The organism is Burkholderia stagnalis (genome assembly GCF_039848545.1).
Classification (GTDB): domain Bacteria; phylum Pseudomonadota; class Gammaproteobacteria; order Burkholderiales; family Burkholderiaceae; genus Burkholderia; species Burkholderia stagnalis.
In genome coordinates this window covers 1,030,177-1,053,397 of sequence record NZ_CP156686.1, presented here as the reverse complement: position 1 = coordinate 1,053,397, position 23,221 = coordinate 1,030,177, and the positions used below count along the sequence as shown (strand labels likewise).

The following is a 23,221-nucleotide window of genomic DNA, read 5'->3' as shown; positions in this document are numbered from 1 at the left end:
CGTGCGCGCGTCGAAGCATCTGCTTGCCCCACCGTGCTGACCCCGTCCCTTCCCTGATTCACCGCATCGAAGCAAAGCGATTCGTTTCGCCGCCGTCCGGCGGCGAAGCGTGACATTTGCCTGCCTTCCGCACGCGTGGTCGTGCCTGGAAGCGGGCGCGATCACTCGCGAGCATGCACATGACTGCGTCCAATCCGTTCGAAGCCCGGCCGCCGGCCGTCAACCCCGTGAGAATGCGTCACTGGACGGCAAGCGGCCGCTTCATTTCATTGAGCGTCTATCTCGTTCTCGTCAACCTGGCGGGGATTGCGATCGCGACATCCGCGATCAATCGACCGATACACGCACCCGACGCATGGACATGGATCGCCGCGATCCGGTGGCCGGGGACGCTCATCCTGGTCAGCGCGATCGCGACCCTCCTGATCGGCGTGCCGCTCATCGCGTTCCTGTGCCTCGGCTGGTACGCACGCTACGACGAATTCCAGAACAGCCTCAAGAACGCCGCACTCGACGCCTACCTGAAGCGCTTCTGGTCGAAATGGCTGCTGCAGACGATCCATTACGCGGAGCGACAGGCCGGCGCCGCGCCAACGGCGGACAGCAACACGGAACGCTTGAGCAAGTTCTCGGAGCGCTGGCCGACCCTCGGCGACCGGCTGTTCGCGAACCTCTACCACGAGCAGTACGGCCTGTGGGCGTTCGTGCCGCCGTTCCTCATTCTGCTCGTGGTGGCCTACGCGATCACGGCCATCGCGGTGTGGCTGTGCACGCAGGGCGACTGCGCGACGGCGGACAAGACGACCTGCATTTTCGGACTCAGCGCCCCGGTGATCGTCGCATCGATCGCCGGCGCGACGATGTACGTCGTCAGCGATGCCGTGCTGGCCATCCGGCGGCGCGCGCTCAATGCATCCGACATGTACTGGTATGCGCTGCGGCTGTTCCTCGCGATCCCGCTCGCGCTCGTCGCGGCGCCGCATGTGGTGGCCGCGTTCGCGCTGACGATCCTGCCGGTCGACGAAATCATCAAGGTGATTCGCCGGATCGCGGCGCTCAACCTGACCCAGCTCGAAAAGGACGAGGACGCGCCGGACGAACTGCTCAACCTGAGCGGCGTGACGAAGGCCGTGACGGCGTCGCTGCACGCGGAAGGCATCACGTCGATCGAGCAGATGGCCGCGGCCGATCCCGTCACGCTGTCGATCCGCACGGGATTTCCGTTTCGCTTCACGCTGCGGCTCGGCTCGCAAGCGATCGTGCGCCGGCATTTCGGCCCGGACGCGGCGAAACTGCTGCCGATCGGCCTGGCGGACGTCGTACCCATCTATCTGCTGGTGCAGACGCTCGATGGGGAGAAAACGCCAACCCTGCCGCCGCGCCTCGACAACCCGGACGAGATCGTCGCGGAAGCCGCGGCGCGACTGTATCCGGACGCACGCGCGGACGACGCCATCGCGCGCGCGAATGCGGTCGTGAAGATGAAGTTCAGACAGATTGCGGCGGAGGAGTACACGCTGATGCTGGCGAGGATCACGCCGCTCGACCCGGCGCTGTAGCGTCGTGCATCAACCTTGGAGGAAGGCTTCATGTCATTCGATCATCCCCTGGCGGTCCTGCAGCCCGGCGATCTGAATCGCGATCGCGGCAGTGTCCTGACGACGTCCACCTGGCGGTTTCTCGCGCAAGGCGACTCGTGGTTCTCCATCGGCCAGCTGCCGCCGTGGGCGACCGGCAACCTGCTGTTCAGCCTGCGCTTACCGAGCAGCGCGGCGGCCGTGACGCTGGCGTCGCCCGGCAAGACCTTCGCGCAGATGATCGACTGGACGCGCGAGGTCAAGTTCGCCACGTATCTCGCGGGCGGCACGCTTGCCTATGCGTGGGACGCGATCCTGCTGTCGGCCGGCGGCAACGACCTGTTCGACGCGATCCTGACGATGCCGGACGAGCCCGATCCGGGCAAGGCCACGCGCCGGCTGCTGCAGGATCCCGAGCGCGTTCCGTCGAGCGGGGCAATCAATCGCTACTTGCGCCCGGAGGGCTGGCAAGCGTTCTTTGCGATGATCGAAGACTGTTTCGTCGCGATGATCGACAAGCGGGATGCGCCGACCAGCCGTTCGAACGGCGTGCCGATCTTCGTCCACACCTACGATTGCCCGCAGCCGCGCAACGCGCCGGCCGGCCCCGGCATCGGCCCATGGCTGTCCCGCGCGTATGCCGCATACCACATTCCGCCCGACGACTGGCTGAAGCTGACGACGTATATCATCCAGCAGTGGGCGCAGTACCTGGCGGGCATCAACGGCAAGCTCGTCGCGCGCGGCATCGCCAAGCCGAACATCCGGCCGATCTACCTGATCGGCACGCTCAATCCCGACCCGCCCAGCTCGACCGGGCCTTCCGGCGACTGGGAAAACGAGATCCATCCTTCGCCGCAGGGCTACGCGAAGCTCGGCATCGCGTTCGAGAACCAGGTCACGCTCGCGTGAGCGCGCCGCCGGCGGAGCGCATGCGTTCCGCCGGCATGCCGGGCGCGGCTAGTTGCCCGCCACCTGCTTCCTGAACGCCGCGAGAATCTGCTTCTCGAGCGCGACATAGTCGCGGCCGAAGTGATGCTCGCCCTGCGTCTTGATCACCTGGATGCCCGTGTTCGCGAGCACCGGGCACATCGTCTCCTTCTCCTGCTCGCCGTAGAAGCACTGCACGATGCCCGGCGGCACCTTGGCGATCTCCGGCGCGACCTTCAGCGCGTTGTCGCTCGCCGGCATGCCGAGCCAGCCCGTCACGCGGATCTGGAAATCCGCGGCCGGCGCGAAGCCGAGCAGCGACATCACCGACACCTTGTCGCGCAGGTTGGCCGGCAGCCGGTTGTACGCGAACGGCATCACGTCCGCGCCGAACGAGTAGCCGATCAGCGCCACGTTCGTCGCGCGCCAGCGCGCCATGTAGGTGCGCATCACGCGCGCCAGATCGCGGCTCGTCTGCGCGGGCGGCTTCTCGCTCCAGAAGTAGCGCAGGCTGTCGATGCCGACCACCGACACGCCGTCGCGCTGCAGCGCCTCGGCGATCGTCTTGTCGAGGTCGCGCCAGCCGCCGTCGCCGGAGATCACGATCGCGAGCAGGTTGCTGCCGCCCTTGGCCGGCAGCTCGATCAGCGGCAGGTCCGACACGTCGAGCTCGTCGGTGCTGCTGTCGTCGCGCAGGTGCGACGTGACGAGCGACACGAGCTTCGCGCCGTCGCCGGCCGGCGCCGACTCGACGAAGCCCGGCATCGCGCGGCGCACGATCGTCGGATCGGGCGGGCACGGCTTGAAGCGCGGATCGAGCTTCGCGGCCGGGGCGACCGACACCGCGCCCGCGATCGTGTTCTCCGGCGCCATCGACAGGATCTGCTTCGCGATCGCGCCGCCTTGCCCGACGCCCGCGACGATCGGCGTGAAGTAGCGCGACGAGCGCGCGAGCCGTTCGAGCTGGTGGCTGACCGCCTCGGCGTCGCCGTCGAGGTGATGGCAGGTTTCCTGGATCGCGGCGAGGTTCGCCGCATAGCGCGCCGAATCGACGCCGACCGTCATCGCGCCGGCCTTCGCGAGCGCATCGGCCGCCTGCTGGTCGGCCGCGCTCCAGCCGCTGTCGCGCGAGAACATCACGACGAAACCGCGCAGCGCGCCGCTCGGCTTCGTCACCGTGACCGGCCCGTAGCGGCCGCCCGACACGGTTTCCTGCTTCGCCACCGGCTTGGCCGCGAACGCGGCGCCGGCCAACATCATTCCCGCGCAGGCGACCACCGCCCGCGCGATACCCTTCTTCGACATCATGAACGCCGACCTCCAGCCAGCAAGGACAGATCCGCCAGCGTGACGAACACGCCGACCGAGCCCGAAGCCGCGAGATAACGCGGCTCCCAATGCGGCTCGAACTTGCTCTTGAACGCGCGCAAGCCGCGGAAATTGTAGAAACGGCCGCCGAAGCGCCACACCATCAGCCCGACCCGGTGCCACGGCGACGGCATCTTCGCCGCGCCCATCCCCGAGAACGGCGCGATGCCGAGGCTCAGCTTGCGGAAACCCGCTTCCTTCAGATGCAGCGCGAGCTGCGTGAACAGATACTCCATCGCGTACGGCGACGCTTCCGGCAGGTGGCGCATCACGCCGACGGTCGCCTCGGTGTTCAAGTCGGTCGTCATGAACGTGACGAACGCGATCGGCTTGTCGGCCTGCCGCACCAGCATCACCGACTGTGTCGCGAGATAGCCGTCGTGGAACGCGGCGACCGAGAAGCTCTTCTCGCGCGCATCGCGGCTGTCGAGCCAGCCGTCCGAAATCCCGCGCAGCGCCGGCAACGCGGCCGGCACGTCGCACGGCGCGATCACCTCGACGGCGAGCGCGTCCTTGTCGCCGCGGCGCAGCGCGTAGCGCAGGTGCGAGCGGTGCGAGCCCTTCAGGTCGAACTCGTCGAGCGCGACGTGCGCCTCCTCGCCGAGCTTCATCAGCGTGAGGCCCGCGTCGAGATACAGCGGCAGCGCGTTCGCGCGCACCTGGTAGAACGCCGCGCGGCCGCTGTGCGCGTGCGCGAGCGCGATGAACTTGCCGATCAGCGCCGGCCATTCGCTGCGCGGGCCCACCGGATCGTGCAGCGCGGCCCACGTGCGGCCGTACTTCGCGTACATCAGGAACGCCTTGCGCGATTCCGAGAACAGGAAGCTCTTGTCGCCCATCAGCGCGAGGCCCGCGTCGCTGCACTCCTGCGCGCGGATGATCCGCTCGGCGTCGAGCAGGTCCTGCGGCGCGGGCGTCACGAAGCGTCCCGGCGCCGGGCGCAGCAGTTGATACAGCGCGAACAGCGCGACGAACACGCCCGCGGCCAGCGTCGCGCGCAGCGCGCGCGGCGCACGCGCGTCGAACGAGAAATGCGACCACAGCTCGCGCGTATACGGCACGTCGCGGAACGCGAAGAACAGCACCCACACCGCGAGCATCAGCACCAGCGCGACCGACACGAACCAGCCGACGGTGAAGCGCTCCGCGAACAGCGACGAGTGGCGCTTGAAGCGCCGGCGGCTGACGAGCAGCAGCACCAGCAGCGCGCCGAGCACGCCGGCCTCGACGAACGCGAGGCCCTTCGCGAGCGACAGCGCGAGGCTCGCGAGCGTCAGCGCGAAGGTCATCCACCACGCGCCGTCGAGCCGGCGCAGCAGCCCGCGCGCGACGAACAGCAGCGCGACGCCGAGCACGCTGCAGATCACCTGCGAGCCTTCCAGCACCCACAGCGGCACGATGTTGCGCAGGATCACGATCCGATACCAGAACGCCGGCGTCGCGCTCGAGATCACCAGCATCGAGCCGACCGCGAACGTGACGAGGCTCAGGAACAGCGGCGCGAGCTGGGACACGCGCGCGGCCTGCCGCGTGACGAGCCGCCGCCGCAGCGCGCGGCCCTCGAAGGCCGCCAGCAGGCCGGCCGACAGCACGAACGGCACGCCGAAGTAGATCGCGCGATAGGCGATCAGCGCGGCGACCATCTCGTGCGCCGGCACGTCGCGGCCGAGCGTGAAGATCATCGCCGCCTCGAACACGCCGATCCCGCCCGGCGTATGGCCGACCATGCCGAGCAGCAGCGCGGCCGCGTAGACCGTGATGAAGGTCGAAAAGCCGACCGGCGCGGCCGGCAGCAGCACCCACAGCGTGAGGCCCGCCGCCACCACGTCGAACACCGCGTAGACGATCTGCGCGACGAGATCGCGGCGTGCCGGGATGTCGAACGCGAGCCACTTGAAGCGCGTCGCGACCGGGCGGGCCGCACGGCCGCACGCGGCCACCATGGCCGCCATCGCGACGAGCAGCGCGCCGCCGCTCCACACCAGCACGCCGGGCGCGACGTGCAGCATCGCGGCCAGCGCCTGCGGCAGGCAGACCATGCCGACCGCGGTCATCAGCACCAGGGCGAGCGCGAGCGTGCCGCTCGTAAACACCGTCATGCGGCCGATCTGGGCCGGCGTGACGCCGGCCACGCCGTAGACGCGCGCGCGCACCGCCCCGCCCGTCAGCGCGCCGAAGCCGGTCGCGTTGCCGAGCGCCGACGCGGCGATCGCGCCGATCCACAGCGGCGCGCGCGGCACCCTGGCCGCGACGTAGCGCAGGCCGACCGCGTCGCGGGCGACGAGCGCGAGATAGCTGAGGGCCGTCGCGCCGAGCGACGCGCCCCACTCGGCGGCCGACAGCGCGCGCAGCTGGCGGATCACCGACCGGTAGTCGATCGATGCCGACAGGTGCTGGAAGACCACGATCAGCAGCAGCCCGATGCCGAGCGCGAGCAGCGGCGACAGCACGCGCTCGTGGCGGAGCAATGCCGAGACGCGCGCGAACATCGCCGCGGCACGGCTCGGTGAACCAGGTGGGCTGGAAGACATAACTTATTGGTGGCGGTACATAGCTTGTCGCGGCGCCGGGTGGCTCGGCGGCGACGAATCCGGTTGTTCTGCGTGGGCGGCCCGCCAACGCGGAAGCCGGCGGCGCCTGACTCAGAAATTACAAGTATACGGAATTTTTATTACAAAATCTTTCGGGTTTGCAACCGCGGCGCCAGGCCGGGCGGCGGCGTCAATGCGAGGTCAAAACTAAGTGGTCCCTACACGCGAGATGCGCATCATACCGGGAACCGGGACCATTTTTTTGTCGGATGAATGACCGGTGGCGCATTTTGGGAGAAATCTTCCGGGCCGGCCGCGCCGGGGAGCAGAAAACCATGCGGCGGGCCGGACGCTGCCGGAATGAGGACGGTATGCGGACACTCGCAGCGGCGGTGGCCAAGCCAACGGGAATCGCCGCTGCGGACGCGGATTCGCGTCAGGACGCTTCTTCAGGCCACCACGGCTTCGCGGCCCGGTCGACCCGAAAGTCGTCGAGGTTCTTTCCTTCGAGCCACTTCGGCCGCGGACCGTGGCCCGACCACGTCTTGCCCGTCGAGGGATCGTAGTACTTCGCCGGCGCCCGCCCCTTGCGCGCCCTCCGGAAGCCGGCGGCGCGCAGCAGCTCGTCTTCCGTGATGCCGTACAGCGCAACGCCCTCCTGAATGGTTTCGAGCAGCGATTGCTTTTCGTCCTTCTTGACGTCCGAAAGACGGATATTCAATTCACGCAATTGCGTCTTCAGATTCTGGAGTTCAGTGGTCATGATCGATCGCCGGGTTATTCAATTGACAGACAAATGGTAACGGATGGCCGCAGCGATGACACGCTTCCAAAGCCGATTCGGCTGCTTATGCGTAATGCCAGCTCCAGTAATCGTTCGTGAGCGCGCCGGAAGGCGCTTGCCTGACGGTGTTGGCCCCCCATATCGAATACTGCACGTCCTTCGGCGAACTGCCGAAATACTTCCTGAAGTCGCGCGTCAGCGACGGCACATCGTAGAAGCCGTACTGATAAGCGATATTCGGCAGCCGCTGCTTGCGCCCGTCCGGCGACGACAGGATTGCGTAGATCTTCCTGAGGCGCGCGAGCTTGATGTATTCGCTGACGCCGAGGTTGTTCTCCGAAAACAGCCGATACAGGCTCGCCCTGGACAGGCCGACGTTCTTGCAAATGGATTCCACGCTCAGCTCCGGCGACGCGAGATGCGCGTTGATGTGTTCCTTCACGCGTTCGAACATTTCCACTTTCAGCTCGGATTGCGCTTCGCGCAGATTGTCCGGCGTCGGCATCAGCATCGCGGTCAGCATGCCCAGCGTCGCCTGCGCGACGCTCGGAATCTCGGCCGCGGTCACGCCCCGCAGATTCGTCGACAACGTGTTCAGGTACTGGCTCGTGAGCGTCGCGATCGTGCCGCCCATGACCGCGCCGTGCCGCGCCGCCAGATCAAAGGGAATCATCCGCCGCGGCACGATCACCGCCACGAAGCTGCCCGCGCCCACGTTGATCTGATAAGGCTGGGTCAGGTCCGCGACGGCGACCTGGTGAGGCTGCACGGATTCGACGCTGTCGAACTTGCTGGCGCGCCAGACGCTGTTTCGGCTGGTGCGGAACGCATAATGATCGAAGCCGTCCTCGCGAATGCGCTTCTTGCAGCGGATTGCGTCATAGCTGATCGAGTCGCCGTGGAACTTGGGCGAGTAGTTCATCGTGCCGATCATGATCTGGTTCGCATGAATGCCGACGAACTCGCTGTCGAGTACCGACTCGTCCGACATGCCACGGCTGCCGGGCACGATTTCGGCCAGGCGGCTCTGTCCGCGCCACGCGTCCAGCTTGTCCTGCGGCGCAAAGGGAAGCGTTGAAAACTCGAATAACATCGGAGCGGACATGTGATCTCCAATTCCGGTCTGTCTACGAATGTTCAAAGGCGATCGGCGATACGGCGCCCCGCCGCCCGGTCGGGGCGGCTTCGGTCCTCACATGGGCCCGGTTCGCGATCCGGGCCGCGTGATCGGGTCATGCGGCGCCGGGTGGGCGAAACGTCGATCGGCGTTGTGCGGCGCCTGCCGCCGCGGCTCAGGAATGCGGCTGCGAGCCGGAATGGGTAAGGCGTGGGGGACCGACGTTGCTGATGTGCTCGACAAACATGACTGCCCTCGTAATCAATTCGATGTCCGTGATGCCCGCTCCGGCCGGCATCGCGATTCGCTCGCCGGCGAGTCAATCGACGCCTCTCGCGCCGCGGCGTCCGCCATCCCGGGCCTCACCTGCTCCGCCGGCCCGCTGAGCCACGCGATGTCATGGCTCGCCCACCGCTCGAGAAAGGACGCGAGCGCACTCAGCAACGCATGACGGGTCACCCTCACGACACGCTCCCGACCGCGGACACGACCGCCGTGCCTTGATCGCGCGATTCATCCATCCTGTCTCCGGTCACATGTAAGCATTCCTTTATAAATGCGCGAGAGTTGCATCGACTCGCCGTGCGCTTCGTTCAGCCCGGCATCGTCTCGACCGAACGCGGCGAACGCGGCGTCACGATTGGATGCGTTGCTGCGACGCCATGCGCGCAGCGCTGGCGGCGTGCCAGGCAACGATGGCTTGCGTGAGCTTTCGACTCGTGAATGTCGCGCGACGGCGGCGCGTCAGATCGGCACGGCCGGACGCGGGGCGCCAGCCGGGTGTTCGGTGCATGCACCGGGCCATGCGAGCCCGGAGATCATGTTGCGACGATGGGCGAGCGCAATGATTCGCGCCACCGGGCGGAGAAAATCCGTTTGCTCAATCTTGAAAGAAAACGAATGCCTGCCATACAAGTGACAAGCAGTCGTGGGTGTACCACCGTCCATCACATTGCCCTCGCACAAAAATCATTGTGGAAATTGTTTTTAGATTTGAAGCACCTCGAATTCGTCAGATCAATATATACCTCGAAATTGAAAAAGTCAAAGCCCCTTTTCACAATGACATTCTCAACCCGATCTTATTTCCAGCATGATTGGCGCCGATAATTTCAACTATCGAATGACACCCGATTCCCGCGAACGATTTTGCCGCACAAAGGCACATCTTCCCGGTCGCCCCGGGAAAACAAGGGGCGCAGGACCGCCCATTCGATTCGGGCAACTATTCCAATCCGGCTATAAACAGAGCATGTGGATCGACGAAATCGAATCATTTCAATCGACTCGACCAGGCAATCTTATTTACCTCCGTCAATAGCCATGCGCAAATGGAAGGCTGGCATTCAATAAAATCATCCCAATAATTGACAGCCAGAATGATTAAATCGATTTACCTCCGTTTTCTGGTAGGTCCGCATTTCACCATTCAGGAAATCCGGCCAGGCGGCGGTTGAATGCCGCCCCACCCGCCACCCAGCGCACGAATCAGATTGACGGTCGATACGGCCTGCGCACCCGTCAGCTGGTTCGCCTGCAATTGCGACGCCAACACCGATCGCTCCGCATCGATCACGTCGAGATAGCTGACCTCGCCCTCCTGATACTGCGTGCGCGACAGCGTCGCCGCGCGCCGCGACGCCTTGACGGCCGTGTCCTGCGCGCGAATCTGGTCGTCGAGCAAACGCAGGTCCGCGAGATTGTCCTCGACCTCGCGGAACGCGACGAGCACCTGCTGCCGGTAGTTCGCGACCTGTTCGTCGTATTGCGCGCGCGCCTGCTGCACGCCGGCGGCACGCCGCCCGCCGTCGAACAGCGGCAGCGTCAGCGCGGTGCCCGCGAACGGCCCGAGCAGGAACGTGCGGCTCGACCACATGAACAGGTTGCCGAGCGTCGACGCTTCAAAGCCGGCCGATCCCGTGATGTCGAGCTTCGGGAAATACGCCGACTTCGCGAGCCCGATGCGCGCGTTCGCGGCCGCCATCGCACGTTCCGCAGCCGCAATGTCCGGACGCCGTTCGAGCAGCGCCGACGGCAGGCCCGCCGGCACCTTCACCGCGACCGGCACGAGCGGCGTTTGCTTGAACGCGAAATCCGCCGGCGCCTTGCCGAGCAGGATCGCGAGCGCATGCTCGGACGCCGCGCGGCGGCGCGCAACGCCGACCGCGTCGGCCTGCGCACTCGCCAGTTCGTTCTTTGCGCGCGACACGTCGAGCTCGCTGATGTCGCCCTCGTTGAAGCGGCGCTGCACGAGCCTCAACGCCTGTTCGCGCAATTCGACCGTGCGGCGGTACAAGTCCTGGTCGGAATCGAGCTGGCGCAACGCGAAGTAGTTCTGCGCGACGTCCGCCTGCAGCGCGAGCTGCACCGAGCGGAACAGCGCCTCGCTCTGTGCCTCGTCCGCGCGCGACGCCTCGACGTTGCGGCCCACGCGGCCGAACAGGTCCGCTTCATACGACACCGTGCCTTGCGCGCGCCACAACGTCGCGAAGGTCGGGCCGCTGCCCTGCGGCAGCGACTGCGACGCCGACGACAGCCCCTGGCGCGTCGGCCCGAAGCCCGCGCCGATCTGCGGGAACCATTGCGAGCGCGCCGCGCGGGTGGCCGCGCGCGCTTCCTCGACGCGCGCCGCCGCGGCCTTCAGGTTCTGGTTCGCGGCGAGCGCCTGCGCCTCGAGCGAATCGAGCACCGGATCGCCAAACGCCTTCCACCATTCGCCACGATGCGCGGTGTCCGACGGTTCGGCCCGCTTCCACGTGCCGGCCTGCTCGCCGACCGCGAGCGTCGGCGCTTCCTTGAACGCGGCGGGCGTTGCGACATCCGGCCGCTTGTAGTCGGGCCCGACCGCGCAGGCGGCAAGCAGTGCGGCCAGCAGCGTGGCCGTCGCGGCACGCGTTGCCGTGTGCGCGAATCGACCGTCTTCGTGGTTGCCGTGGTTGTTGCCGTGGTTGTTGCCGTGGTTGTTGCCGTGGTTGTTGCCGTGGTTGTTGCCGTGGTTGTTGCCGTGGTTGTTGCCGTGGTTGTTGCCGTGGTTGGTGCCGTGGTTGGTGCCGTGGTTGGTGCCGTGGTTGGTGCCGTGGTTGGTGCCGTGGTTGGTGCCGTGGTTGGTGCCGTGGTTGGTGCCGTGGTTGGTGCCGTGGTTGGTGCCGTGGTTGGTGCCGTGGTTGGTGCCGTGGTTGGTGCTCTGGTTGTTGCTCTGGTTGTTGCCGTGGTGACCGTTCACGTCGCGCCTCCTCAAGCGTCCGAAGCCGGCACGCCGTAGCCGGTCGCGCCCTTCTTCTCGACGACATGAATCCTGCCGCCCGCGAGCGTGCGCAGCACCACATAGAACACCGGCGTCAGCATCAACCCGAACAGCGTCACGCCGAGCATCCCGAAGAACACCGCGACACCCATCGCGTGGCGCATCTCCGCACCCGCGCCGGTCGACGTGACGAGCGGCACCACGCCCATGATGAACGCGATCGACGTCATCAGGATCGGCCGCAGCCGCAGCCGGCTCGCCTCGATCGCCGCTTCGAGCGGTGTCCTGCCGTCGTGCTCCAGCTCGCGCGCGAACTCGACGATCAGGATCGCGTTCTTCGCCGACAGCCCCACCAGCACCATCAGGCCGATCTGCGTGAAGATATTGTTGTCGCCCTGCGTGAGCCACACGCCCGTGAGCGCCGACAGGATGCCCATCGGCACGATCAGGATCACTGCGAGCGGCAGCGTCAGGCTCTCGTATTGCGCGGCAAGCACGAGGAACACGAGCAGCACGCTGATCGGAAACACCCAGATCGCCGCGTTGCCCGCGAGGAGCTGCTGATACGTGAGGTCGGTCCATTCGAACTTCACGCCGCGCGGCAGCGTCTGCGCCGCGATTCGCTCGACCGCGGCCTGCGTCTGCCCCGACGAGAAGCCCGGCGCCGGGCCGCCGTTGACGTCGGCCGCCGTGTAGCCGTTGTAGCGCACCACCATCTCGGGGCCGAACGTCGGCGTCACGGTGACGAGCGACGACAGCGGCACCATCTCGCCCGCGCCGTTGCGCGTCTTCAGCTGCAGGATGTCGTCCGCGCGCTGGCGGAACGGCGCATCCGCCTGCACGCGCACCTGGTACACGCGTCCGAAGCGGTTGAAGTCATTCACGTACAGCGAACCGAGATACACCTGCATCGTATTGAACACGTCGGTGACCGACACGCCGAGCTGCTTCGCCTTCACGCGATCGAGATCGACGTTGAGCTGCGGCACGTTGACCTGATAGTTCGTAAACACCCTGCCGAATTCCGGCGCATTCTTCATCTGCGCGATGAATTCGCGCGCGGCATCGGCCAGCCGCGTATAGCCGACCGCGCCGCGATCCTCGATCTGCAGCTTGAAGCCGCCGAGCGTGCCGAGACCGAACACCGCCGGCGGCGGAAACACCGCGATGAAGGCGCCCTTGATCCCGCCGTACTGGCGGTTCAACGCCGCAGCGATCGCGTCGGCCGACAGCCCGCGCCGCTCGCGCGCCGGTTTCAGCATCACGAACACGATGCCCGCGCTCGAACTGTTCATGAACCCGTTCACCGACATCCCGGGGAAAGCCGGCGCGTGATCGACGCCCGGCTGCTTCAGCGCGACGGACGCCATTTGCCGCATCACCGACTCGGTGCGATCCAGCGACGCGCCGCTCGGCAATTGCGCGAACGCGACGAGATAGCCGCGATCCAGCGCCGGGATGAAACCGGTCGGCACCGCGCGCGCGACGAGCACGGCCGCGCCGATCAGCAACAGGTACGTCGCGAGCACCAGCGAGCGCCGCGTCAGCACGCCGCGCACGCCGCGCCCGTAGTGCTCCGCGCCGCGCCGAAACACCTTGTTGAAGCGGCGGAAGAAGCCGCCGAGCACGCGGTTCATCGCGCGCGTCAGCCAGTCTTCCTTGTCGCCATGCCCCTTCAGCAGGATCGCGGACAACGCCGGCGACAGCGTCAGCGAGTTGAACGCCGAGATCACCGTCGAGATCGCGATCGTCATCGCGAACTGCTTGTAGAACTGGCCGGTCAGCCCCGACATGAACGCGAGCGGCACGAACACGGCGACGAGCGTCAGCGCGATCGCGATGATCGGCCCGCTCACTTCCTGCATCGCCTTGTAGGTCGCGTCCCGTGCGGTCATCCCGCTCTCGATGTTGCGCTCGACGTTCTCGACGACGACGATCGCGTCGTCGACCACGATCCCGATCGCGAGCACCATCCCAAACAGCGACAGCGTATTGATCGAGTAGCCGAACGCGAGCAGCAGCGCGAAGGTGCCGACGATCGACACCGGCACCGCGATCAGCGGAATGATCGACGCGCGCCACGTCTGCAGGAACACGATCACGACCAGCGCGACGAGCACGATCGCCTCGACCAGCGTGTGCACGACCGCTTCGATGCTCGATCGCATGTACAGCGTCTGGTCGTAGACGATCTTGTAGTCGACGCCTGCCGGAAAGTCGTGCTTGAGATCGTCCATTTCCGCGCGCACGGCCTCCGCGACCTGCAGCGCGTTTGCGCCCGGCAGCTGGAACACGGGCATCGCGACCGCCGATTCGTTGTCGAGCAGCGCCCGCAAGCCGTAGTTCGACGCGCCGAGCTGGGTGCGCGCGATGTCGCGCAGGTGCGTGACGCCGCCGTCCGGCGCCGTCTTCACGACGATGTCGCCGAACTCGTCTTCCGTCTGCAGGCGGCCGCGCGCGTTCACCGACAGTTGCAGCGGCGTATCGGCCAGCGACGGCGATCCGCCCACCACGCCCGCCGCGACCTGCACGTTCTGCTCGCGAATCGCGCGCACGACGTCGGCGGCGGTCAGCCCGCGCTGCGCGACCTTCTGCGGATCGAGCCACACGCGCATCGAATAGTCGCCCGCGCCCCACAGCTGCACCTCGCCGACGCCGCGAATGCGCGACAGCCGGTCCTTCACGTTGATCAGCGCGTAGTTGCGCAGATACGTCGTGTCGTAGCGATTGTCGGGCGAGATCAGGTGCACGATCATCGTGATGCTCGGCGAACTCTTCACGGTCGTCACGCCGAGCCGCTGCACGTCTTCCGGCAGGCGCGGCAGCGCCTGGTTCACGCGGTTCTGCACGAGCTGCGTGGCCTTGTCGGGGTCGGTGCCGAGCTTGAACGTGACGGTGAGCGTCAGGTTGCCGTCGCTGTTGGTCTGCGACTGCATGTACAGCATGTCCTCGACGCCGTTGATCTGTTCTTCCAGCGGCGACGCGACGGTTTCGGCGATCACTTTCGGGTTCGCGCCCGGATACTGCGCCTTGACGATCACCGACGGCGGCACGATCTCCGGATACTCGGAAACCGGCAGCAGGAAGATCGCGATGATGCCCGCGAGCAGAATGCCGACCGACAGCACGCCCGCGAAGATCGGCCGGTCGATGAAGAATTTCGATACGTTCATGAGTGGCGAGGCCCTTTCTGGTGGCACGCGCGTGCGGCGCGAACGCGCGCCGGCCGCGCGCGCCGGCTACGAACGCGCGTCGGCCGCCGCGTTCGCCGTCATCGGCACGTCGTGCGGCTTCACCTGCTGGCCCGGCCGCACGCGCTGCGTGCCGTTCACGATCACGCGGTCGCCGGCGGCGAGGCCGCTGACGATCGCCCGGCGCGTGCCGTGCTGCAGCCCCGGCTGCACTTCGCGGTACGACACGCGGCCCTGCGCATCGACGACGAACACGAACTTCTTGTCCTGGTCCGTGTTGATCGCCGCGTCGTCGACGAGCAGTGCCTGGTGCGGCGCGCCGCCGCTGACCTTCACGCGTGCATAGAGCCCCGGCACCAGCGCGCCGTCCGCGTTGTCGAAGCGCGCACGCACGCGGATCGTGCCGGACGACGTGTCGAGGCGGTTGTCGACCGAGTCGATCACGCCGCTTCTCGAATAGCCGCTCTCGTTCGCGAGGCCGAGCTCGACCGGCACCTTGCGGCCGTCGCGCGCGCCGTTGATGTATTGCAGGTAGGTCTGCTCGTCGGCGTCGAACGATGCGTAGATCGGCGACACCGACACGAGCGTCGTCAGCGGCGCGGCCGATGCGCCGGCCGACACGACGTTGCCGAGCGTGATCTCCGCGCGCGACACGCGGCCCGACACGGGCGCGGTGATCCGCGTGTAGCCGAGATCGATGCGCGCGGTTTCGAGCGCGGCCTCGGCCGCCTTCAGGTTCGCGCTCGCCTCGCGCGCGGCGTTCTGCTTCTCGTCGTAGTCGCGCTTCGCGATCGCGTTGTCGCCGATCAGCCGCTGCGCGCGCTGCCAGTCGCTTTGCGCGTAGCCGTTGCGCGCCTGCGCGGCCGCGAGTTGCGCAGCCGCGCGATCGACCGCGGCCTGGTACGGGCGCGGGTCGATCACGAACAGCACGTCGCCCTTCTTCACGAGCGCGCCGTCCTTGAAGTTGACCGACACGATCGTGCCCGACACCTGCGGGCGCACGTCGACCTTCTCGATCGCTTCGAGACGGCCGGAATAGCTTTGCCAGTCGGTCACGGTCTGCGGCACGACGGTGGCGACGTCGACTTCGGGCAGCGGCGCCGCCTTGGCCGGCACGTTCGCCCTGCCCCGCATGGCGCCCGACAGCGAGAGGCCGATCGCGACGGCGATGGCCGTCACGACCCCCGCCACGCGTGTACGGTGGGTAGAAAAGATATTCATCGAACTGGATTCCTGACGATGCCTGTCTGCACTTTCCCGCAGGCATACGCGGGCGCGCCGGACCGGCGGACGATGCAGCGTCGGTGGCGACGCGTGCGTGCGCGGCCGGGCGCCGCGCACCGGCGCCTATCGGCAGCCGTGCCCGCGCACCCGGCCCTCGAACACCGCAGCCGTCACCCGTCGACGAGTTCGCGAGGCGCGGCCGCCGGCACCGCTTTACGGCGCGCGGTGACGAGCACGATGCCCAGCGACGCCGCTTCGAACGCTGCGCCGATCCAGCCGAGCGCGCCGACGCCCTGCGTGCCGAGCACGTATCCACCCAACCCGGATCCCAACGAAAATCCGATGTACATGAACGACGCGTTCAGCGACAGCGTCACCGGTGCGACGTTCACGCCGCCGATGCCGATCAGCCGTGACTGCTGCGGCGCGATGAAGCCCCAGACCGACGCGCCCCAGCAGATCACCGCGACGATCACCGGCACGACCGCGATTGCGGGTGGCGCGTACGCATGAATCAACGACAGCGCGATGAATGCCGCGGTCAGCACGCTCAGCATGATCACGATCACGCGATGCGCGCCGAGCCTGTCGGTCAGGCGGCCGCCGAGAATCATCCCCGTCACGGCCGACACGCCCCACGCGAACAGCACGATGCTGAGCGGCACGCCGTGCGCGCCGAGCGTTTCGACGATATAGGCCGCGATGTACGTATAGACGACGTACGCGCCCGTCGCCCACAACATCGTCGACAACAGTGCCGTCAGCACGGCCGGCCTGCGCCCGACGTTGAGCCGCTGCGTCAGCGTCGCCGTCGGCAGCCCCTTGCCGAAGCCTTTCGGCAAGCCGAACTTCAGGCCGATCGTCGCGATCGCGCCGAGCAGGGCCACGCTCGCGAATGTCGAGCGCCAGCTGCCGAAGCTCGCGATGATCGAACCGAGCGGCACGCCGAGCGCGATTGCGACACTCGATCCGCCGTTCACGATCGCGAGCGCGCGGCCGCGCTGTTCGGGCGCGACGAGCGATCCGGCCACCGCATTCGCATTCGGCAGGAAGAGGCCCGCGGTGAACGCGAGCAGGATGCGCGCGGCCATCAGTTGTGCGAATGTCGTCGAATGCCACGCGACCACGTTCGCGACGGCGAACGCCGCAAGACTGACGATCAGCAACGTGCGGCGATTGAGGTTGCCGGTCAGCGTCGTCAGGATCGGCGAGCTGATCGCATAAGCAAACGCGAACACGCTCACCAGCAGCCCGGCGGCGCTGACGCTCCGGCCGAGATCGGCGGAGATGCTCGGCAGCAGCGGCGCGATCATGAACCCTTCCGTCGACAGGCAAAACGCGCCGAGCGCCAGCCAGTACAGCGGCCGTTTTGATTCGATTCGTACTGTTTCCATTACCCCTCTCCAGGTCGAAAAAGCCTCTTGAGCCGCCGCATCCCGGCCTTCGCGACGAGCGGCTTCACGAATTCTTCACAATCAGTAGTGCAAAGCGTGACGCTCCGGCGCGATCGTCCGGATGTTTTTTCTTATCGCGGCACAGTTCGGGCGGCCGTCGGCCGCCCGGTGCAAGCTATCCGGACCGGGGCGCGCGCCCCGCGCCCGTTACCGCGCGACGCGCATGGCGTCTCCCGCCACCGTGTCGAGCCATGCGTCGATCTGCTCGACTTCGCGCTGGATGAACCGCTCGTCGGCATACGCATTCGCCAGCACGGCCACACCCTGCGTTCGCGACAGCAGATGCATCGCCAACATATCGGCGGCGTCGCAGCCCAGCGCGTCGAACTGTGCGCTCAACCATGCACGGAACAGCGACAGCAGCTCGTTCGCGCGGTCGTGCGCATCGTGATTCAGCTTCCCGAGCTCCGTGCACAGCGTGCCGATCGGGCAGCCGGAACGCATGATCTTGCTGCGGTTCGTGACGAGCATCTGCGAGAAGCGCTTGAGGCGATCGAGCGGCGCCGACCATTCGATGTCCCACTCGTCCAGCATGGCCTGCACATTCGCGAGCCGCGCGTCGATCACGGCGTCGAGGATCTCGTCCTTGGTCTTGAAGTGATGATAGAAATTGCCGCGCGAGATCTGCACCGCGCCGGCAATATCGGAAAAGGACGTGTGCTGGTAGCCCTGCTGGTAGAACAGCTGGTCGGCGGAAGCAACGATGAGATCGCGAGTCGATTCGGCTTTCATGGAAAGTCCTGCCCTGTGGCCAGGCCCGGTGCGGAACGCCTTGCACGGTCACCTGGGTCGCCTCCAAATTGCGAGGCACGATTAGGATGTTCGTCCTACAATATCTTCATACTAAGACGCGCGTCCTAATTCGTCAAGAAGAGCCCGGCGGCGGCCACGGACGACCAACCGAGAGACAGGGGCAGTTCAATGGATTATCTGCAGTCGATACGCGTATTCGTCCGGATCGCCGAACTCGGCAGTTATTCGCGGGCCGCGCGCGCGTTGCGGATTTCGAATTCACTCGCGACGCGGCTCGTGATGTCGCTCGAAAGCCATCTGGACGCCCGCCTGTTCCAGCGGAGCACGCGCCGCCTATCGCTGACCGAGCAGGGGCAGGCGTATCTGGAATGCGTGAGCCGGATCCTCGCGGATCTCGAACGGGCCGAGCGGCTGGTCGCCGCGCATACGCGGGAGCCGGCCGGCACGCTGCGCATCGCCGCGCACCCGATGTTCAGCCTGCACGGCTTTTCGGCGGCGCTGAGCGCGTATGCGCAGCGCTATCCGCGGGTGACGCTCGACCTGACGCTGACGGATCGCCCCGTCAACCTGATCGAGGAACGATTCGACGTCGGCGTGCTGATGGGCCGCCAGGTGACGGGCGACAGCATCGTCAAGCGGTGGCTGATGAGGACGCGCATGATGGTCTGCGCCGCGCCCGCCTATCTGAAGAAGCACGGCGCGCCCGCGCATCCGGAGGATCTGGCCGGGCACGCGTGGCTGCACCTGCCGCTCGAACGGTATGGCGAGCAGCTGGAGCTGCTCGGCCCGGATGGGCCCGTGCAGGTGAATCCGACGAACGTCGCGCTGGCGAACAACTCGAGCATGCTGCGCGAGCTTGCCGTGCTCGGCATGGGCATCGCGCTGCTGCCGTGTCATATGGTCGACGACGACCTGCGCGAAGGCCGGCTGGTGCGTTTGCTGGCCGACTACCACCTGCCGCCGGCCGACATTCATGTCGCGTATCCGTCGCGCACGCACCTGCCGTCGAAAGTGCGGACCTTCGCCGACCATCTCGTCGAATCGGCGGGCGCGGCGCTGGACACGCGGATCGCCGACCCGGATTTCGCGCCGGTGAGGACGGCCGCGTGACGCGTGCGCGGCCGGGGCGGCACGCTAGCGCGCGGCGTCCGTGCGCCGGATGAGACAGGTCGCGGACGCCAGCGCGACCTTCTTGCCGTCCGGCGTGGTCAGCACGCCCTCGGCGATGCCGAGGCTTTTCGACAGGTGCGCCACGCGCCCCTCCACGATCAGGTCGACGGACAGCGGCACGGGCCGCAGCATCTTCACGCTGAGGTCGACCGTCGCGTAACCGGCGTGCGCGTCGAGCATCGTATGGACGGCGCAGCCCGTCACCGAGTCGAGCACGGTCGCCGCGAACCCGCCGTGCACGGCGCCCTGCGAGTTCAGGTGCCGCTCGTCCGCGCGCGCGATCATCTTCACGTAGCCGGGCTCGATGGTTTCCGCGCGCATCGGCATCGTGCTCCACATCGTCGCGGCGGGTACGTCGCCTGCTGCCGCGGCGCGCAGGAATTCCAGCCCGGACATCGGCGTGTCAGCCATGTTTGCCACTCCTCGTTGATCGGCCGAGCCGGACGACCGAAGCGATGCCGAACGGCATGGACCGCGCGGGCTGCGACGCGCGCCGGCCTCGCGCGTCGCACGGCCGCCCGGACGGCCTTCGTTGCCGACGCGGGCGATCGGGCGGCCCGTCCACGGCATTTTTCATATTAGAGGCGCGCGTTCAGCAGCGTCAACGCGCGCGCTTCATCGTGCCCGTGAAGATCGCGCGCAGCACGCCGCCTTCGCGCACGTAACGCCATTCGGCCAGCGTATCGATGCGCAGCGTGCCGGCCACGCGCGCGACCTCGCGCCCGTTGCGCCGGACGGTGACCGTGGCCGGCGGGCGCGGCGCTCGCGCGTGCGGATCGAAATCGATGTCGATGCATTCGGAACCGTCCCATGCAAGCGCATCGAGTGCGTTCGGCGCGCCCACTTCGATCGGCAGCACGCCCATCAGCGCCAGGTTGCTGCGATGGATGCGCTCGAAGCCGGCCGCGACGACCGCCGCGACGCCCAGCAGCGACGTGCCCTTCGCGGCCCAGTCGCGCGCGCTTCCCGAGCCGTACAGCGCGCCCGCGACGATCACGCTCGGCACGCCGTCCTCGCGGTTTTCCATCGCGACGTCGAACAGGCTGCGCGTCGCGCCGTCGCGCGCCGAACGGGCGACGGGGCCCGCGTCGAGCCCGCCCACCCGGTTGCGAAGATGCGGATTCGCGAACGTGCCGCGCATCATCACGTGATGGTTGCAGCGGCGCGCGCCATAGGTATTGAACGCGTCGTCGGGAACCTGCCGCGCGCGCAGGTAGCGCGCCGCCTCGCTGTCGGCCGCGATCGCGCCGACCGGGCTGATATGGTCGGTCGTGACGCCATCCCCGAGCACGGCGAGCACGCGCGCGCGGCGCACGGGCCCGAACGGCCGTGCGTCGCGCGCCGGCGGGTCGAAGAACGGCGGTTCGACGAAATAGCCCGAGGTGTCGCGCCATTCGAACAGCGGCGCCGCCGGCGCATCGATGCGCGACCAGCCGATGCTGTCGCCGCCTTCGCCCGTTGCGTCGTCATACAGGCCGGCGTACGCGCGCTCGTCGACCACCGCATCGACGAGCGCGTCGATGTCCGCCTTGTCGGGCCACACGTCGGCCAGGAAGACCGGCGCACCGGCTGCATCGACCCCGAGCGGCGCCGCATCGAGATCGCGCGCGACCGTGCCGGCCAGCGCGTAGGCCACGACGAGCGCGGGGCTCGCGAGATAGTTGGCCTTGATCGCGCGGTGAATGCGGCCCTCGAAGTTGCGGTTGCCGGACAGCACCGCGGCCACCGACAGGCCGCGCGCGCGTACCGCCGCCTCGACGCCGTCGGCGAGCGCGCCCGTATTGCCGACGCACGACGCGCACCCGTACGCGGCGACGAAGAAGCCGAGCCGCTGCAGCGGTTCGAGCAGTCCCGCGCGCTCGAGATAGCGCGTCACCGCGCGCGAGCCTGGCGCCAGCACCGTCTTCACGTGGCCGGGCGGGCGCAAGCCGCGCGCGGCCGCCCGCTTCGCCAGCAGCCCGGCCGCCAGCATCGCCGCCGGGTTGGCCGTATTGGTGCACGACGTGATCGCGGCGAGCACGACGGCGCCGTCGCCGAGCCCGTCCGGCGCACCGGAATGCGCCGCGCCGCCGCGCGCGACGCTCGCTGGAAGCTGCGCGACGGCGAGCGTCTGGTGCGGCCGCGCAGGCCCCGCGAGCGTCGGTTCGACGGCCGACAGGTCGATCGACAGCACCGACGTGTAGTCGTGGTCCGCCGCATCCGGAATCCCGAACAGGCCCTGCGCGGCGTAGTACGCGCGGATCGTGTCGATCGCGTCGCGCGATCGGCCCGTTTGCGCCAGATAGGCGAGCGTGGTGTCGTCGATGCCGAAAAAGGCCGTCGTCGCGCCGTATTCGGGCGCCATGTTGGCGATCGTCGCGCGATCCGGCAGCGACAGGCCCCGCGCACCGGGCCCGACAAATTCGAGAAACTTGCCGACCACGCCGGCTTCGCGCAGCGCGCGGGTCAGGTGGAGCGCGACGTCGGTGGCCAGCACGCGGCCACGGGGCGCACCCGTCAGGTGCACGGCGACGACCTCCGGCGCGCTCTGGTGGAGCGGCTCCCCGAGCAGCGCGATTTCCGCTTCGAGCCCGCCGACGCCCCAGCCCAGCACACCGAGCGCGTTGATCATCGTCGTGTGCGAATCCGTGCCGACGACCGTGTCGGGAAACAGCCAGCCGTCGCGCCGCGCGACCACGCCGGCCAGGAACTCGAGATTGATCTGGTGGACGATGCCGTTGCCGGGCGGAATGACCCGCACGCCCTGAAACGCGCGCGCGGCCCATTTGACGAACTGGAAGCGTTCCGCGTTGAGCCGGTATTCCGCCGCGAGATTCGTGTCGTGTGCGGCCGCATCGCCATACGCGTCGACGACGACCGAATGATCGACGACGAGATCGACGGGCAGCGTCGGTTGAACGGCCTGCGCATGCACGCCTGCCCGCACGGCGGCCGAACGCATCGCCGCGAGATCGCACAGCAGCGGAATGCCTGACGCGTCCTGCAGCAGCACGCGCGAGACCCAGACCGGGATGTCCCGGCCGTCGCCGGCGCGCCAGTCGAGCAGCGCCTGCGCGTGCTCCGTCGCCGCGTGCGTGCCGTCGGCGCGGCGCAGCGCGGCCTCGAGCAGGATCCGGATCGACGGCGGGAAACGCGCAACGCGCGGATGGGCGCGCGCGACCGCCGGCAGCGACACGATGCGCGCGGTGGTGCCGTCCGGCAGCGGGAAGGTGCGATGAAAGTCGGTGAAGTTCGCCATGATGCGTGGTTGGTGTATAGCGCGCTAGGCAGCGGCCTGCCCCGCCGCTGCTGCCGGCGTCCAGACGCTCAACACGCTGTCGAGCGCCGGGCGGCTGCGCTCGGCGACGTCCTCGGCCGGCTGGCCGACGTGGACGAACCCGACCGTCTGCTCGTGCGCCGCGAGCCCGAGGATCGCCGCGACTTCCGCGTCGTACGCGGCCCAGCCGGTCAGCCACTGCGCGCCGAGGCCGACGGCCGACGCGGCGAGCAGCAGGTTGTACGCGACGCAGCCCGCGCTCAGTTGCTGCTCGACGACCGGCACCTTGTGGTCCGGATCCACGCGCGCGATCACCGCGATCACCAGCGGCGCGAACGTATAGCGCAGCCGCTCCTTCTCCTGCTGCGTCTCCGACAGGCTCGCGCGCTGCGACGCGCGCGCGGCGAGCCGCTCCCCGAAGCGCAGCTTCGCGTCGCCTTCGAGCAGGATCAGCCGGAACGGTTCGAGCTTGCCGTGGTCCGGCACGCGAATCGCGGCCTCCAGCAAGCGGTTCAGCGTCGCGCGGTCGGGCGGCGCGCCGCCCAGCTGGCGCGTCGGCGTGGAGCGGCGTTTCAGCAGCAACGCGAGGGGATCGGGCATCGACACAGTGGGTCTCCTTGGG

Annotated in this window: 15 protein-coding genes; 3 read left to right on the top strand and 12 right to left on the bottom strand. The window is 67.7% G+C overall.

Features of this window, described 5'->3' with window-relative positions:
• Window positions 1–179 precede the first annotated feature (179 nt).
• A complete protein-coding gene (locus ABFO07_RS21460; RefSeq protein ID WP_347469530.1) occupies window positions 180–1,559 on the top strand; it encodes a hypothetical protein in 1,380 nt (459 codons plus the stop codon).
• Between the two features lie 30 nt (window positions 1,560–1,589).
• Window positions 1,590–2,489 (top strand): hypothetical protein, encoded by a 900-nt coding sequence (locus ABFO07_RS21455; protein WP_124483690.1) that lies wholly within the window; start codon window positions 1,590–1,592, stop codon window positions 2,487–2,489.
• Window positions 2,490–2,537: 48 nt separating this feature from the next.
• Here the strand turns inward: ABFO07_RS21455 and ABFO07_RS21450 are convergent, their stop codons facing one another.
• From ABFO07_RS21450 to ABFO07_RS21410, 9 genes are all read right to left on the bottom strand, one after another.
• Window positions 2,538–3,815: a virulence factor family protein gene (locus tag ABFO07_RS21450; RefSeq protein ID WP_059883794.1), complete on the bottom strand. Its 1,278-nt coding sequence runs from the start codon at window positions 3,813–3,815 to the stop codon at window positions 2,538–2,540.
• A complete protein-coding gene (gene mprF, locus ABFO07_RS21445; RefSeq protein WP_059907801.1) occupies window positions 3,812–6,406 on the bottom strand; it encodes a bifunctional lysylphosphatidylglycerol flippase/synthetase MprF in 2,595 nt (864 codons plus the stop codon). The genes ABFO07_RS21450 and mprF overlap by 4 nt, the downstream gene beginning before the upstream one ends.
• Window positions 6,407–6,842: 436 nt before the next feature.
• Window positions 6,843–7,169 (bottom strand): H-NS family nucleoid-associated regulatory protein, encoded by a 327-nt coding sequence (locus tag ABFO07_RS21440; RefSeq protein ID WP_059558465.1) that lies wholly within the window; start codon window positions 7,167–7,169, stop codon window positions 6,843–6,845.
• 85 nt (window positions 7,170–7,254) lie between these two features.
• Window positions 7,255–8,295: a helix-turn-helix domain-containing protein gene (locus ABFO07_RS21435; protein ID WP_059883796.1), complete on the bottom strand. Its 1,041-nt coding sequence runs from the start codon at window positions 8,293–8,295 to the stop codon at window positions 7,255–7,257.
• A 1,441-nt stretch (window positions 8,296–9,736) separates the two neighbouring features.
• Window positions 9,737–11,530 carry an efflux transporter outer membrane subunit gene (locus ABFO07_RS21430; protein WP_430733073.1) on the bottom strand — a complete coding sequence of 598 codons (1,794 nt, stop codon included), beginning with the start codon at window positions 11,528–11,530 and terminating at the stop codon, window positions 9,737–9,739.
• 11 nt (window positions 11,531–11,541) lie between these two features.
• Window positions 11,542–14,724, bottom strand: a complete 3,183-nt coding sequence (locus ABFO07_RS21425; protein ID WP_347469529.1) for an efflux RND transporter permease subunit — start codon at window positions 14,722–14,724, stop codon at window positions 11,542–11,544.
• 66 nt (window positions 14,725–14,790) lie between these two features.
• Window positions 14,791–15,963, bottom strand: coding sequence for an efflux RND transporter periplasmic adaptor subunit (locus ABFO07_RS21420; RefSeq protein WP_347469528.1), 1,173 nt, complete (start codon window positions 15,961–15,963; stop codon window positions 14,791–14,793).
• A 173-nt stretch (window positions 15,964–16,136) separates the two neighbouring features.
• Window positions 16,137–17,360: an MFS transporter gene (locus ABFO07_RS21415; protein ID WP_347469527.1), complete on the bottom strand. Its 1,224-nt coding sequence runs from the start codon at window positions 17,358–17,360 to the stop codon at window positions 16,137–16,139.
• A gap of 207 nt (window positions 17,361–17,567) precedes the next feature.
• Complete coding sequence (locus ABFO07_RS21410; RefSeq protein ID WP_059810366.1) at window positions 17,568–18,152, bottom strand: TetR/AcrR family transcriptional regulator; 585 nt, start codon at window positions 18,150–18,152, stop codon at window positions 17,568–17,570.
• Window positions 18,153–18,341: 189 nt separating this feature from the next.
• Here ABFO07_RS21410 and ABFO07_RS21405 point away from each other — a divergent pair, with 189 nt between their 5' ends.
• Window positions 18,342–19,283 (top strand): LysR family transcriptional regulator, encoded by a 942-nt coding sequence (locus tag ABFO07_RS21405; RefSeq protein ID WP_060148690.1) that lies wholly within the window; start codon window positions 18,342–18,344, stop codon window positions 19,281–19,283.
• 24 nt (window positions 19,284–19,307) lie between these two features.
• On the opposite strand, the gene ABFO07_RS21400 is transcribed toward ABFO07_RS21405, so the two are convergent.
• From ABFO07_RS21400 to ABFO07_RS21390, 3 genes are all read right to left on the bottom strand, one after another.
• A complete protein-coding gene (locus ABFO07_RS21400; RefSeq protein ID WP_059565714.1) occupies window positions 19,308–19,754 on the bottom strand; it encodes a PaaI family thioesterase in 447 nt (148 codons plus the stop codon).
• Window positions 19,755–19,944: 190 nt separating this feature from the next.
• Window positions 19,945–22,581: an aconitate hydratase AcnA gene (gene acnA, locus ABFO07_RS21395; RefSeq protein WP_347469526.1), complete on the bottom strand. Its 2,637-nt coding sequence runs from the start codon at window positions 22,579–22,581 to the stop codon at window positions 19,945–19,947.
• Window positions 22,582–22,605: 24 nt separating this feature from the next.
• Window positions 22,606–23,199, bottom strand: coding sequence for a nitroreductase family protein (locus tag ABFO07_RS21390; protein WP_059565712.1), 594 nt, complete (start codon window positions 23,197–23,199; stop codon window positions 22,606–22,608).
• Window positions 23,200–23,221: the final 22 nt, after the last annotated feature.

Coding starts and splice junctions, on each gene's coding strand:
- ABFO07_RS21460 (WP_347469530.1), top strand. CDS start 180: ATGACTGCGTCCAATCCGTTCGAAGCCCGGCCGCCGGCCGTCAACCCC.
- ABFO07_RS21455 (WP_124483690.1), top strand. CDS start 1,590: ATGTCATTCGATCATCCCCTGGCGGTCCTGCAGCCCGGCGATCTGAAT.
- ABFO07_RS21450 (WP_059883794.1), bottom strand. CDS start 3,815: ATGATGTCGAAGAAGGGTATCGCGCGGGCGGTGGTCGCCTGCGCGGGA.
- mprF (WP_059907801.1), bottom strand. CDS start 6,406: ATGTCTTCCAGCCCACCTGGTTCACCGAGCCGTGCCGCGGCGATGTTC.
- ABFO07_RS21440 (WP_059558465.1), bottom strand. CDS start 7,169: ATGACCACTGAACTCCAGAATCTGAAGACGCAATTGCGTGAATTGAAT.
- ABFO07_RS21435 (WP_059883796.1), bottom strand. CDS start 8,295: ATGTCCGCTCCGATGTTATTCGAGTTTTCAACGCTTCCCTTTGCGCCG.
- ABFO07_RS21425 (WP_347469529.1), bottom strand. CDS start 14,724: ATGAACGTATCGAAATTCTTCATCGACCGGCCGATCTTCGCGGGCGTG.
- ABFO07_RS21420 (WP_347469528.1), bottom strand. CDS start 15,963: ATGAATATCTTTTCTACCCACCGTACACGCGTGGCGGGGGTCGTGACG.
- ABFO07_RS21415 (WP_347469527.1), bottom strand. CDS start 17,360: ATGGAAACAGTACGAATCGAATCAAAACGGCCGCTGTACTGGCTGGCG.
- ABFO07_RS21410 (WP_059810366.1), bottom strand. CDS start 18,152: ATGAAAGCCGAATCGACTCGCGATCTCATCGTTGCTTCCGCCGACCAG.
- ABFO07_RS21405 (WP_060148690.1), top strand. CDS start 18,342: ATGGATTATCTGCAGTCGATACGCGTATTCGTCCGGATCGCCGAACTC.
- ABFO07_RS21400 (WP_059565714.1), bottom strand. CDS start 19,754: ATGGCTGACACGCCGATGTCCGGGCTGGAATTCCTGCGCGCCGCGGCA.
- acnA (WP_347469526.1), bottom strand. CDS start 22,581: ATGGCGAACTTCACCGACTTTCATCGCACCTTCCCGCTGCCGGACGGC.
- ABFO07_RS21390 (WP_059565712.1), bottom strand. CDS start 23,199: ATGCCCGATCCCCTCGCGTTGCTGCTGAAACGCCGCTCCACGCCGACG.